Raw genomic sequence first — 12,678 nt, forward strand, 5'->3', positions numbered from 1 at the left:
CGGACCTAGGGAGACACCGATCCACGTACACCCTCGCGCTCGAATCGCTTGGGCGCGCGAACGCCGGACGCTGTCCAGCCGCTAGCCAAGCTCAAGACAGGGCCACCACAGATGGTGCGGAACCCTCGGGTACCAACGCGAACGTGCACATGGAAAGGTTTTTCGCTACAAGCGCATGGGCATGACGACGTAGCGCGCCCCGCCCGGAGGCTCCGCCTGTATCAGTATCGAGGAATTGCCGTCACGCAGGCCGATCCGGACTTGTTCCGTCTCGAGCACATTCAGCACATCAGCCAGATAGCCCAGGTTAAACCCGATCTCCATCGGTCCCCCGTCATACTCCGCCTCGACCGACTCCTGTGCCTCTTCGCGATCCGCGTTGTGTGTCATCACCTGGCACCCATTCTCGCCCAGCACCATCCGCACCCCGCGATACTTGTCACTCGCCACGATCGCCACTCGCCCCAGCGCCTGCTTCAGCGTCTCCCGGTCCACCTTCAGCGTCGCCGGAAGATCGGACGGGATCACGCGCTCGTAATCCGGGAAACGCCCCTCGATCACCTTGCTGCGCAGGACCGCACTACCGAGTTCGAACACGACCTGGTCTTCCCCGAATCCGATGCGCACCGACGCGTCGTCATCCGCGAGATTCCGTCGCAGCTCCGCCACCGCCTTGCGCGGTACGATCCGCTCGACCCGGCCCTCGATTGGCTGTTCCAGGTCCACCTCGGCGAGTGCCAGCCGGTGCCCGTCCGTGGCGACCGCCCGCAGACTGCTGCCGCTCGCGACGAGGAGCAATCCCTGCAGGTAGTAGCGCACGTCCTGCTGCGCCATCGAGAACATGGTGGCCTCCAGCAAACGACGCAGGCGGTTCTGCGGCACATCGAGCACCATCTCCGACCCGCGTGCTTCCCAGTCCGGGAAGTCCGCCCCCGGCAGGGTAGCCAGGCTGAAGCGCGATCCGCCGAAGCCGACCGTCATGCGTTCTCCTTCCACCCGGGCCCGGATCTCGCTGTCCGCGGGTGCCGCCTTCACAACATCAAGCAGCTTGCGGACCGACACGGTGACATCGCATTCCCCGGGGATCGTCCCTTCGGCACCGGCCTGCCAGGCGAGCTCCAGATCGGTGGTATCCATCCGGATGAATCCATTGTCGTCCGGGCGCAGACGGACGTTTCCGAGGATGGGCATCGTCAGCCGTTTCTCGGCTGCGCCCACAATCCGTTGCAGCGCTTCGGTCATCGTCTCGCGATTGAAAGACAGTTCCATGGCGATGTCCTGTATCTAGTCTGTTTAGATATTTATCTAGTGATAATAAGGGGCGGGCCCGCCTGTGCAGGAAATACTGAAAATCCTTTTTTTTCAGTATCTTCCACCCTTATCATCCTCTTCCCCAACCTCTGTGAATCCTGTTGCCAACCTGTGGACAGTTTTGGCGTCGCCTTTTTCCACGCTTCCATACCGTTGTTGCACCCAGCTTATCCACAGGTTTCCACGGCTGGCGGATCGCGGCCGTTCAACTGCTCAGCGTTCGCAACAGGTTGGAGTAGTCCTCGTCCAGGCTGGCATCCGCCTCGCGCAGTTCGGCCACCTTGCGGCAGGCATGGATCACCGTGGTGTGATCGCGCCCGCCGAACGCCTGGCCAATCTCCGGTAGGCTGTGCTGGGTCAACTCCTTTGCGAGCGCCATGGCGATCTGCCGCGGTCGCGCAATCGAGCGGCTGCGCCGCGTCGACAGCAGGTCCGTTACCTTGACCCGATAGTAATCGGCGACGGTCTTCTGGATGTTCTCCAGAGTAATCAGTTTGTTCTGGACCGCGAGCAGGTCCCGCAGGGCGTCCTTGGCAAAGTCGAGGGTAATCGGCTTTCCGGTGAAATGGGCGTTGGCGATTACCCGCCGCAGTGAGCCCTCCAGTTCCCGGATATTGGACCGGATCCGCTTCCCCATGAAGAACGCGACCTCGGTCGGCAGCTCGATCCCCGCCTGCTCGGCCTTGCGCTGCAGGATCGCGACCCGTGTCTCCAGTTCCGGTGGCTCGATGGCGATGGTTAGCCCCCAGCCAAAGCGCGACTTCAACCGTTCCTCCAGTCCCTCGACCTCCTTCGGATAGCGATCCGAGGTCAGGATGATCTGCTGTTGGCCCTCAAGCAGGGCATTGAAAGTGTGAAAGAACTCCTCTTGGGACCGTTCCTTGCCGGCGAAGAACTGGATGTCGTCGATCAACAGCGCATCGGCGGATCGATAGTGCTGCTTGAATTCGTCAATGGCGTTGTGCTGCAGGGCCTTGATCATGTCCGCCACGAAACGTTCGGAGTGCAGATAAATAATCCGCCCTTCCGGGTGCCGAGCCAGGATGCTGTGCCCGATCGCGTGCATCAGGTGGGTCTTGCCCAGCCCGACTCCGCCGTAGATGAACAGGGGGTTGTACGCCACCCCTGGGTTCTCGGCCACCTGCAGGCTCGCGGCTCGAGCGAGCTGGTTCGACTTGCCTTCGACGAAGGTGTCGAAGGTGAACGCCGGATTCAGGTTGCTTACCGGTCCCTGGGGCCGGGGCGGGGGGGTGGCGTTGTTCGTCGGCTTGTCCTCGCCGTTGACCGCGCGGTCGCCCGGCGCCGCCGCAAGCTCCGCCCCGCCGATCCCGAGCCGCACGCGCTGGCCGTCCGGACGGTCTGTCGGCTGTACCTCGCTAACCGCCTCCTCGATCGAATCGAGCAGGTGATCGCGCACGTGTTCGAACACGAACTGGTTCGGCGCCAGCAGGCGCAGTGCACCGTCCGAGTCCTCGGCATGCAATGGCCTCAGCCACGTGTTCAGTTGTTGCTCGCTGACCTTCCCCTGCAGGCGATCCAGACAGGCTGTCCACAGGGCATTCGCTGACACGCGTTCGTCTCCGGAGCGGGGCATTGGAAGCCACCGAGTCTACGCCGATGAGGGCATCGGGTGCCAGCGACGCGTCGACCCCCGTGATTGACTTTGCGCCCGGATGACGCTAGTTTTCACCGCCCTTTAACCAAGCGTCACGGGAACTCTCATGAAGCGCACTTTTCAACCCAGCCGGCTCGTTCGCGCCCGCACGCACGGCTTTCGGGCCCGCATGGCCACCCGTGGTGGCCGCAAGGTCCTGAACGCCCGTCGCGCCAAGGGCCGCAAGCGCCTCTGCCCGTAGCCCGGGCGGCGCGCCGGATCCCGTGACCGCGGCGCCAGCCATCCAGACGTTTCCGCGCCATGTCCGCCTGCTGACGGGTGCGGACTACGGGCGCGTCTTCGAGGATGCCCGCCGCCAGCGTGGCCGTGACCTTACGCTGCTGTACCGGCACTCGGAATCCGGCGAGGCGCGCCTCGGCCTGGCTATCGGCAAACGACACGTCCGCCACGCCACTGATCGCAACCGCATCAAGCGGATCGTGCGCGAAGCCTTTCGTCTATGCCGCACTGAATTGCCGCCGGTCGACATCATCGTGTTGGCGCGGGGTGGGGCCGCGACCACCGATCGCCGCGCTCTGCGCGCCGAGATCGACAGCCTGCTGGAACGTCTGCAATGAGCCTGCCACGCAAGATTGCCCTGTTGCCCGTCCGGGCCTACCAGTACGGTATCTCGCCGTTCATGGCCCCGCACTGCCGCCACTATCCGACCTGTTCGGCGTATACCGTCGAGGCGGTCGAGACCCATGGAGTCCTGCGCGGTTTCTGGCTGGGCCTGCGGCGCATTCTGCGCTGCCACCCCTGGTCGCCGGGTGGCTATGACCCGGTCCCGGCCCCGCGTTCCAATTCTCCCAGCACCCGACCCTTAAAGTAGTCGCGCTCATGGATAACCTTCGCCCCCTTCTGTGGCTCACCCTGGCCTTCGTCCTGTTCCTGATGTGGCAGGCCTGGAATCAGGATTACGGCACCCCGACCCAACCGGACCGCAGCGCCGAACAGGCGGCCGAAGATCCGGATTCCCGGCCGGAGGATGTGCCGGACGCGCCGCAGTTCGACTCGGAGGGCGATACCGGGACGGATGACGCGCCTCAGGTCAGCACCCTGCAGGAGCCGGACCGTCAGCAGATCACAGTGCGCACCGACACCCACGAGATCCTGATCGACACCCGTGGCGGCACGCTGCTGCGGGCGGACCTGCTGCAGTACCCGCAGGACCTGCAGGACGATCCGCTGGTGCCCGTTCGACTGTTCGACCACCGCGTACGCGGCTATGTCGCCCAGAGCGGTCTGACCCATGACCGCGTGGAGGACCAGTCGATGGAGGCCCGTGCCCCTTCGCATCACGCCAACTTCCAGGCTGATCAGACCCGCTTCGAGCTCGCCGACGGGGAGGAAACGCTCGAGGTCCCGCTGCGCTGGACCTCCGAAGACGGCGAGATCGAGGTCACCAAGACCTACACGTTCACGCGCGGTTCGCATCTGATCGACATCGACTACACGGTCAACAACCGGTCGGAATCCACCTGGAGCGGCCGCCAGTATCGCCAGCTTCGCCACGGTCCGACCCCGGACCGCGAGTCCTGGTGGCTGTACACCTTCACCGGCGCGGCCTATTTCGATGGCAGCTACGAGCGGGAAAGCTTCGAGTCGTTCCGCGACGATCCCATCCAGGCCCGCATCGAGGGGGGCTGGATCGCGATGATCCAGCACTACTTTGTCTCCGCGTGGATCCCGGGCGAGGACGAGGTCAACGCGCTGTATGCCCGCGCCGTCCCGAGCGATCTGGGCGACGAGTACCTGATTGGTCTCCACTCCGAGTCTGTCCAGATCCCCGCCGGTTCCAGCGGCGAATTCTCGACCCGCTTGTGGGTCGGCCCCAAGCTCCAGGCCGAGCTCTCCGATATCGCCCAAGGGCTGGAGCTCACGGCCGACTACGGCATTTTCACCTTCCTGTCCAAGCCTCTGTTCTGGCTGCTGGACAAGATTCACGCCGTCGTGGGCAACTGGGGCTGGTCGATCGTCATCCTGACCATCTTCATCAAGCTCGCGTTCTTCAAGCTATCCGCGACCAGCTACCGCTCGATGGCGCGCATGCGCAAGGTCGCGCCCAAGCTGCAGGCCCTGAAGGAACGCTACAAGGACGACAAACAGCGCATGAATCAGGCGCTGATGGACCTGTACAAGAAGGAGAAGATCAACCCGCTGGGGGGCTGTCTCCCGATCGTCGTCCAGATCCCGGTGTTCATTGCCCTGTACTGGGTGCTGCTGGAGAGCGTGGAGCTGCGTCAGGCACCCTGGTGGCTATGGATCCAGGATCTGTCCTCGCGCGATCCCTACTTCATCCTGCCGATCCTGATGGGCGTGTCGATGTTCGTGCAATACAAGCTGAACCCGCCGCCGATGGACCCGGTGCAGCAGAAGATCTTCATGGCACTGCCGTTCGTGTTCACCGTGTTCTTCGCCTTCTTCCCGGCGGGTCTGGTGCTGTACTGGTTCACCAACAACCTGTTCTCCATCGCCCAGCAGTGGTACATCACGCGCAAGATCGAGGACGGCGCGGACCCGGACAAGCAGAAGAGCTGACCGCGCCGTGACCGTGGCGGATACCATCGTTGCGGTCGCCACCCCGCCGGGAGTCGGCGGCATCGGCGTCGTCCGCCTGTCGGGCCCCGAGGCGCAGACGATCGCCCAGCGCCTGACGGGACGTACGGGGCTGCGTCCGCGCCACGCCCACTACGGCCGGTTCGTCGATCCCGCCCGTGGCGAGGCCCTCGACGATGGCCTGATCCTCTGTTTCCCGGCCCCGCATTCCTACACCGGCGAGGACGTGGTGGAGTTGCAGGGCCACGGCAGCCCGGTACTGCTGGAGGCAATCGTCGCCGCCGCGGTCGATCTGGGCGCGCGCCGCGCCCGGCCCGGCGAATTCACCGAACAGGCCTTCCTCAATGGCCGCCTCGACCTCGCCCAGGCGGAGGCCGTCGCCGACCTGATCCATGCCCAGACCGCCCAGGCCGCGCGGCTCGCTCGGTCCAGCCTCGACGGGGCCCTGGCCGCCGAGCTGGAACCCGTCTCCCGCGCCATCCGCGACCTGCGCGTGATCATCGAGGCGGAGATCGACTTTGGCGAGACCGACCTGGAATCCGAGGCCGCCCCGGCTATTGCCCGCCGCGCCGACGCCCTCCATGCGAGCGTGCGCGACCTGCTGGAACGCCTGCGCCCGGCTCGCTACTTTGCCCAGGGGTTGCGGCTGGCGCTGGTCGGCGCCCCGAATGTCGGCAAGTCCAGCCTGATGAACCGCCTGGCGGAGAGCGAGATTGCGATCGTCACCGACCGCCCGGGGACCACTCGTGACGTGCTGCGCTCACCGATCGCCATTCAGGGGATCCCGGTGGAACTGATCGACACTGCGGGCCTGCATGCCAGCGAAGACTCGGTGGAGAAGATCGGCATGCAGCGCGCGCGCGAGGCGGCCACCGGCGCTGACCTGATCCTGGAACTGCGCGATCTCACTCGGCCCGAGACGGTCCCGGCCTTCGAATTTCCGGACGACATCCCGCGCCTGACTGTGTGGAACAAGCGAGACTGCGTCGACGAACGGTCGTTCCCGTCGGACACGATCGCGATCTCCGCCCATACCGGTGCCGGCATTGATGTGCTCAAACAGACGATCGTTGATCGCCTGGGTGCAGGAGAGGGCGGCCCGCAACGTTTCAGTGTGCGCGCGCGCCACCTCGACGGCCTGCGCACTGCCGCCACACATCTTGCCGCGATTCGCCCGGAGGCGCCCCCGGACCTGATCGCCGAGGAGCTGCGCCTGGCCGAGCACGCCCTGGACGAACTCCTCGGGCACCAGGATCACGAGGCATTGCTCGGCGAGATCTTTGCCGGTTTCTGTATCGGCAAGTAGGGGCGCAGCCCCCTGCGCGATCGGGCCCTCCCTTCGGCTCCGCCCCCAGTCATTGCGAGCGAAGCGAAGCAAGCGCTCAAGCCGGGTGCGGCGTCGCCAACGATTCCGCGGCCGACAGGGCGCCGCGCGCTGCCCAGGCAAACCATGCACCCGGAACACCGACTCTCACCGGGGCCGCTTCGCGCCCACGTAACTCCCTGCTAGAATTCCGCTTTTCGTGCCCCGGTTGTCAGGGGAGCGCAACACCACCACAGGCCGATGCAACGGTTGGGACAGCAGGACCATGGCGAACGCATTCGATGTCATCGTGATTGGCGGCGGGCATGCCGGCACCGAGGCCGCGCTGGCCGCGGCGCGCGCGGGTGCACACACGCTCCTGCTCACCCACAATATCGAGACCATCGGCCAGATGAGCTGCAACCCCGCCATCGGCGGGATCGGCAAGGGCCACCTGGTCAAGGAGATCGACGCGCTGGGCGGTGTCATGGCGTGCGCGGCGGACGCCGCCGGCATCCATTTCCGCATCCTTAACCGGCGCAAGGGCCCGGCGGTGCGCGCGACCCGAGCCCAGTCCGACCGGCAGCTCTACCGTCACGCGATCCGCCAGTTCGTCGAGTCGGAACCCAATCTGGAGGTCCTCCAGCAGCCAGTGGCTGACATCATCCAGGACGGTGATCGCGTGACCGGGGTGGTCACCGAGGCCGGGATAAGGTTCAGCGCCAACGCCGTGGTGTTGACCGTCGGGACCTTTCTTAATGGCCAGATGCACACCGGGCTTACCCAGCAACCGGGGGGGCGCGCGGGTGATCCCCCGAGCACTCGTCTGGCGGCGCGCCTGCGCGAGATGGCCTTTGCTGTTGGGCGGCTCAAGACCGGCACACCACCGCGCATCGATGGCCGCAGCGTGGACTTCACCCGGCTCGAGCCACAGCCGGGCGACGATCCGCGCCCGGTGTTCTCGTTCACCGGCTCCATTGACGATCACCCGGCGCAGCGCCCCTGCCATATCGCGCGCACCAGCGAGAAGACCCACGACCTGATCCGGGCGAACCTCGACCAGGCGCCGATGTATTCCGGCCAGATCGACAGCACCGGCCCGCGCTACTGCCCATCGATCGAGGACAAGGTGGTGCGCTTTGCCGACAAGACCAGTCACCAGGTCTTTGTCGAGCCGGAAGGCCTCACCACCCACGAGCTCTACCCCAACGGGATCTCGACCTCCCTGCCTTACGCGATCCAGGTCCCGCTGGTGCAGAGCATCGCCGGCTTCGAGCACGCGCGGATCACGCGCCCCGGCTACGCGATCGAATACGACTACTTCGACCCGCGCGGGCTGCGCCCGAGCCTGGCCACGCGCGAGGTCGGCAACCTGTTTTTCGCCGGCCAGATCAACGGCACCACCGGCTACGAGGAGGCTGCCGCCCAGGGCCTGGTCGCCGGGCTCAACGCCGCGCGGCGGGTGCAGGACGCCGCGCCGTGGGTCCCGCAACGCTCCGAGGCCTATATCGGGGTGCTGATCGACGACCTGGTGACGCGCGGCACCCAGGAGCCCTACCGCATGTTCACCTCGCGCGCCGAGTACCGCCTGCTGCTGCGCGAGGACAACGCCGATCTGCGCCTGACCCCGGTGGGTCGCGAGTTCGGCCTGGTCGACGACGCCCGGTGGGCGCGCTTCGAGCGCCGCGCCGCCGCCATCGACACCGAACGCGAGCGCCTGGCCGGGCTGCGCCCCGACCGCGACCAGCGCCGCCGCCCGGCCCTGACCGAGCTCCTGGGCGGGGCGCCCGATCCCGAGGCCACGCTGCTCGACCTGCTGCGCCGTCCCCAGGCCGACTACGCGGGCCTGATGGCCGCATTGCCGGAACTGACGAGCGACTGCACGCCCGACGTGCGCGAACAGGTGGAGATCCAGGCCAAGTACGCCGGCTACATCGATCGTCAGCAGGCCGAGATCGAGCGCCAGGCGAAGGCCGAACAGACCGCGCTTCCGGATGGCCTCGACTACGACCGGGTCCACGGCCTTTCCAGCGAAATCCGCCAGAAGCTGGCCGAGTTCCGCCCGCACACCCTGGCCCAGGCCCAGCGCATTCCCGGCGTGACCCCGGCCGCCCTGTCGGCCCTGGCCGTGCATTTGAAGCAGCGCGCCAGTGGCGAGTGAGGACTGGGCGGCTCGGCTGGAGCCCCTGGCCGATGTCTGGCACCTCGATGCCCGTGCCCGGGAGGTGCTGGCCACCTACCTGGCGGAGCTCCTGCGCTGGAACCGGGTCCACAATCTCACCGCGGTGCGTGATCCGGCGCAGTTGATTCCGCGGCACGTACTCGACAGCCTGACCCTGCGGCCGTATCTTCATGGCGAACGCGTGCTCGACGTTGGCACGGGGGCCGGGCTGCCCGGGTTCATCCTGGCTGCCACGGAGCGCGAGCGTACCTTCTGCCTGCTGGACAGTGCGGCCAAGCGCATCCGCTTCCTGCGCAACGTGATCGGCCTGACGGGGCTCGCGAATGCCGAGGCCATACATGGGCGGATCGAGGATTTCCAGCCCGAGGCGCTGTACACCACGGTGCTGTCACGCGCCTTCAAGGCCCCGGCCGAGATGCTCGCGCGCGTGGCCCACACGGTCGCCCCGGAAGGGCGGGTATTGGCCATGTTGGGGCAGCGCCAGGTCGTGGACGATCCCTTGCCGGCACCCTGGTCGTACCGCCGGGTGGACCCGGTTACCATTCCCGGCGAGGTGGCCGACCGCCACGTCGCCATCATCGAGAGAGCCTGAGCCGTGACCGACACACTGGCCATCACCAATCAGAAAGGCGGGGTCGGCAAGACCACCACCTGCGTCAATCTGGCCGCGTCCCTGACCCGCCTGGGCAAGCGCGTGCTGGTGGTGGACATGGACCCCCAGGGCAACGCCACCACCGGCTCCGGCGTGGACAAGCATGCCGACGATCCGACCTCCTGCGAGGTCCTGCTCGGCCAGGCCACCGTCGCCGAGGCCGCCCATCGGGTGGAGGCCGGCTACGACCTGGTGCCGGCCAATGGCGATTTGACCGTCGCCGAGGTCCGCCTGATGGACGCGGAGCGCCGCGAGTACCGGCTGCAGGATGCCCTGGCCGAGGCTGCCGCGAACTACGATCACATCCTCGTCGACTGCCCGCCGTCGCTGAATCTCCTGACGGTCAACGGCCTGGTGGCCGCCGACGGTGTCGTGATCCCGATGCAGTGCGAGTACTACGCCCTGGAGGGGCTGACCGCCCTGATTCGCACCATCGAGAGCATCCAGCGCGGGCCCAACCCCAAGCTGCGCATCTCGGGCCTGCTGCGCACCATGTTCGATCCGCGCAATCGCCTGTCGGGGGATGTCTCCGAGCAGCTCACCGGCCACTTCGGCGACCGCGTCTTCCGTACGGTGATCCCGCGCAACATCCGCCTGGCCGAGGCCCCCAGTTTTGGTCAGCCCGCCTTGTTGTATGATGCCTCCTCGCGCGGCGCGGTGGCCTACTTGGCCCTGGCCGGCGAGATGCTGCGGCGCTGATCGCCGTCTGCCCCCTTACCGACTGCCTGCAGGAACGATCGACCATGGCGAAACGTGGATTGGGCCGCGGCCTCGATGCCCTCCTTTCCGGGGCCCAGGCCGGAGGCGACGAAGCCGACACCCTCGACCAGCTCCCGATCGAGCAGATCCGGCGGGGCAAGTACCAGCCCCGCGTGCACATGGCCGAGGCCGCCCTGGCGGAACTGGCGGACTCGATCCGTGCCCAGGGCATCGTGCAGCCGGTGGTCGTGCGGCGCCTAGACGAAGGCTACGAGCTGATCGCCGGCGAGCGCCGCTGGCGAGCCGCGCAGATCGCGGGTCTCGAGACCGTCCCGGCGGTGGTCCGCGACATCCCCGACCAGGCCGCCGCCGCAATGGCCCTGATCGAGAACATCCAGCGCGAGGACCTGAACCCGCTGGAAGAGGCGCAGGCCATCCGTCGCCTGATCGGCGAATTCGAAATGACCCACCAGGCCGCGGCCGACGCCGTGGGCCGGTCGCGCACGGCCGTGACCAACCTGCTGCGTCTGCTGGAGCTCCACGACACGGTCAAGGAACACGTCAACGAGGGCCGCCTGGAAATGGGCCATGCCCGTTGCCTTCTCGCGGTTCCCCTGGACGATCAGCCCGGCGTGGCCGCGACCGTTATCAAGCGGGGCCTGTCGGTGCGTGCGACCGAGCAGCTGGTGAAGAAGGTCCTGGCCGCCACCCCGGCGCCCCAGAAGGACGCCGGCCCCTCGCCCGAGGTGCGCCAACTGGAGAGCCGCCTGTCCGACCAGCTGGGCGCCCCGGTTCAGGTTCGCTACAACCGCCAGGGCAAGGGCCGCCTGGTCATCGAATACAATAGCCTGGACGAGCTCGACGGAATCCTTGCGCACATCCAATAGTGCCCGGTAGCGCGGGCCCGGATTCCCCCCGTCCGGAACCGATTCCCTGGCCGCCTGCAACCCTCGCCACAGGCCCCGCTCCGGGCCCATAACGGTTTGACCTAATAGAAGGGTGCTCTTATACTACGCGCACTTTTTGGGAGAGGGGTGGGTGTGCCCATCCGCTGAATGACACCGCGCCGCTTCAGACACGCCTTACAATCGCTGGGTCTGCAGCTCGCCTTAACGCTGATACTGTCGGGCCTGCTTCTGGCCCTGTTCCCGCCGATCGTGGCGATCTCGGCCGCGATCGGCGGCATCGCCGCGACCCTCGGCAACGCCGTGGCCGCGGTTGTCGTGTTTCGGCCCTACCGTTCCGATCAGGTGGGCTCGCTGACCGCCCGCATGATGGGCGCCCAGCTGGGACGACTGGCAATCATCGCGGTGGTATTCGGGGTGACGTTCGCTTACCTGGACGAGCCGGACCTGCTGGCCCTGTTCGGCATCTTCCTCCTGGTGCATCTGGCCCCCCTTTGGTGGCTGCACCGGGTTTCTGATCAAGCAATGACGAGATAACTGCATGGCTTCAGAAAGCGGACTGCCCACGATGGAAGAGTACATTGCTCACCATCTCACGAACCTCACCTTCGGGCTCCACCCGGAAAACGGACTGAGTTTCGCCACGAACAGTACCCAGGCCGCCGAAATGGGCTTCTGGGCGATCCACGTCGATTCCATGCTGTGGTCCATCGCTCTCGGCCTGGTGTTCGTCCTGACGTTCCGCGCCGCGGCCAAGAAGGTCACCGCCGGCGTGCCGGGCGGCTGGCAGAATTTTGTCGAAATGATCATGGACTTTGTCAACGACAACGTCCGTGGCTCCTTCAAGCACAAGAACGACATGGTTGCGCCGCTCGCCCTGACCATCTTCGTGTGGATCTTCCTGCTCAACCTGATGGACCTCGTGCCGGTCGACCTGATCCCGCATATCGCCTATCTGCTGGGTGTCCCATATTTCAAGATCGTGCCGACAACTGACATCAATGTCACGGCCGGTCTCGCCCTGGGCGTGTTCATCCTGATCATCTATTACTCGCTGAAGATCAAGGGCCCGGCAGGCTTTATCAAGGAACTCACGGGCATCCCGTTCCAGACCAACATCGTGTTCCTCAAGCCCCTGTTCTGGGCGATCAACTTCGTGCTGGAGTTCATCAACCTGCTGGCCAAGCCGGCCTCGCTCGCGCTGCGACTGTTCGGCAACCTCTACGCGGCCGAGATGATCTTCATCCTGATCGGCGTGATGTATTCCGCAGGCCTGATCATGGGCCTGGCCGGTGGCGTACTGCACGTGGGCTGGGCGATCTTCCACATCCTCGTGGTACCGCTGCAGGCGTTCATCTTCATGGTGCTGACCGTCGTCTATCTCGACATGGCGTACAGCGAAGACCACTGATT

At 66.0% G+C, this 12,678-nt stretch carries 13 protein-coding genes; 11 read left to right on the forward strand and 2 right to left on the reverse strand.

What is annotated here, in order from left to right; translation table 11 throughout:
- Positions 1-165 precede the first annotated feature (165 nt).
- Together dnaN and dnaA are read right to left on the reverse strand one after the other, a co-directional pair.
- A complete protein-coding gene (gene dnaN / locus ACESLR_RS02130; protein ID WP_373024145.1) occupies positions 166-1,269 on the reverse strand; it encodes a DNA polymerase III subunit beta in 1,104 nt (367 codons plus the stop codon).
- A gap of 247 nt (positions 1,270-1,516) precedes the next feature.
- Positions 1,517-2,881 (reverse strand): chromosomal replication initiator protein DnaA, encoded by a 1,365-nt coding sequence (gene dnaA, locus ACESLR_RS02135; protein WP_373024146.1) that lies wholly within the window; start codon positions 2,879-2,881, stop codon positions 1,517-1,519.
- A gap of 151 nt (positions 2,882-3,032) precedes the next feature.
- On the opposite strand from dnaA, the gene rpmH reads away from it, so the two are divergent.
- The 11 genes from rpmH (at position 3,033) to atpB (ending at position 12,676) form a co-directional block, all read left to right on the forward strand.
- Positions 3,033-3,167: a 50S ribosomal protein L34 gene (gene rpmH / locus ACESLR_RS02140; RefSeq protein WP_018141118.1), complete on the forward strand. Its 135-nt coding sequence runs from the start codon at positions 3,033-3,035 to the stop codon at positions 3,165-3,167.
- Positions 3,168-3,189: 22 nt separating this feature from the next.
- Positions 3,190-3,543: a ribonuclease P protein component gene (gene rnpA, locus ACESLR_RS02145; protein ID WP_373024147.1), complete on the forward strand. Its 354-nt coding sequence runs from the start codon at positions 3,190-3,192 to the stop codon at positions 3,541-3,543.
- The gene (gene yidD, locus ACESLR_RS02150) at positions 3,540-3,797 is read left to right on the forward strand and encodes a membrane protein insertion efficiency factor YidD (protein ID WP_373024148.1); all 258 of its coding nucleotides are present in this window, start codon (positions 3,540-3,542) and stop codon (positions 3,795-3,797) included. The genes rnpA and yidD overlap by 4 nt, the downstream gene beginning before the upstream one ends.
- A gap of 8 nt (positions 3,798-3,805) precedes the next feature.
- On the forward strand, positions 3,806-5,506 hold the full coding sequence (gene yidC / locus ACESLR_RS02155) for a membrane protein insertase YidC (protein ID WP_373024149.1): 1,701 nt from the start codon (positions 3,806-3,808) through the stop codon (positions 5,504-5,506).
- Positions 5,507-5,513: 7 nt separating this feature from the next.
- Positions 5,514-6,830: a tRNA uridine-5-carboxymethylaminomethyl(34) synthesis GTPase MnmE gene (gene mnmE / locus ACESLR_RS02160; protein WP_373024150.1), complete on the forward strand. Its 1,317-nt coding sequence runs from the start codon at positions 5,514-5,516 to the stop codon at positions 6,828-6,830.
- A 283-nt stretch (positions 6,831-7,113) separates the two neighbouring features.
- Positions 7,114-8,988 (forward strand): tRNA uridine-5-carboxymethylaminomethyl(34) synthesis enzyme MnmG, encoded by a 1,875-nt coding sequence (mnmG, locus tag ACESLR_RS02165; RefSeq protein ID WP_373024151.1) that lies wholly within the window; start codon positions 7,114-7,116, stop codon positions 8,986-8,988.
- Positions 8,978-9,601, forward strand: coding sequence for a 16S rRNA (guanine(527)-N(7))-methyltransferase RsmG (rsmG, locus tag ACESLR_RS02170; protein WP_373024152.1), 624 nt, complete (start codon positions 8,978-8,980; stop codon positions 9,599-9,601). The genes mnmG and rsmG overlap by 11 nt, the downstream gene beginning before the upstream one ends.
- Positions 9,602-9,604: 3 nt before the next feature.
- Positions 9,605-10,360, forward strand: coding sequence for a ParA family protein (locus ACESLR_RS02175; RefSeq protein ID WP_373024153.1), 756 nt, complete (start codon positions 9,605-9,607; stop codon positions 10,358-10,360).
- A gap of 44 nt (positions 10,361-10,404) precedes the next feature.
- A complete protein-coding gene (locus ACESLR_RS02180) occupies positions 10,405-11,247 on the forward strand; it encodes a ParB/RepB/Spo0J family partition protein (protein ID WP_373024154.1) in 843 nt (280 codons plus the stop codon).
- 168 nt (positions 11,248-11,415) lie between these two features.
- Positions 11,416-11,802, forward strand: coding sequence for an ATP synthase subunit I (locus tag ACESLR_RS02185; RefSeq protein ID WP_373024155.1), 387 nt, complete (start codon positions 11,416-11,418; stop codon positions 11,800-11,802).
- 31 nt (positions 11,803-11,833) lie between these two features.
- Positions 11,834-12,676 (forward strand): F0F1 ATP synthase subunit A, encoded by an 843-nt coding sequence (atpB, locus tag ACESLR_RS02190; protein ID WP_373024192.1) that lies wholly within the window; start codon positions 11,834-11,836, stop codon positions 12,674-12,676.
- The last annotated feature ends 2 nt before the right edge of the window (positions 12,677-12,678 follow it).

It is taken from the genome of Thioalkalivibrio sp. (assembly GCF_041685615.1).
Taxonomy (GTDB): domain Bacteria; phylum Pseudomonadota; class Gammaproteobacteria; order Ectothiorhodospirales; family Ectothiorhodospiraceae; genus Thioalkalivibrio.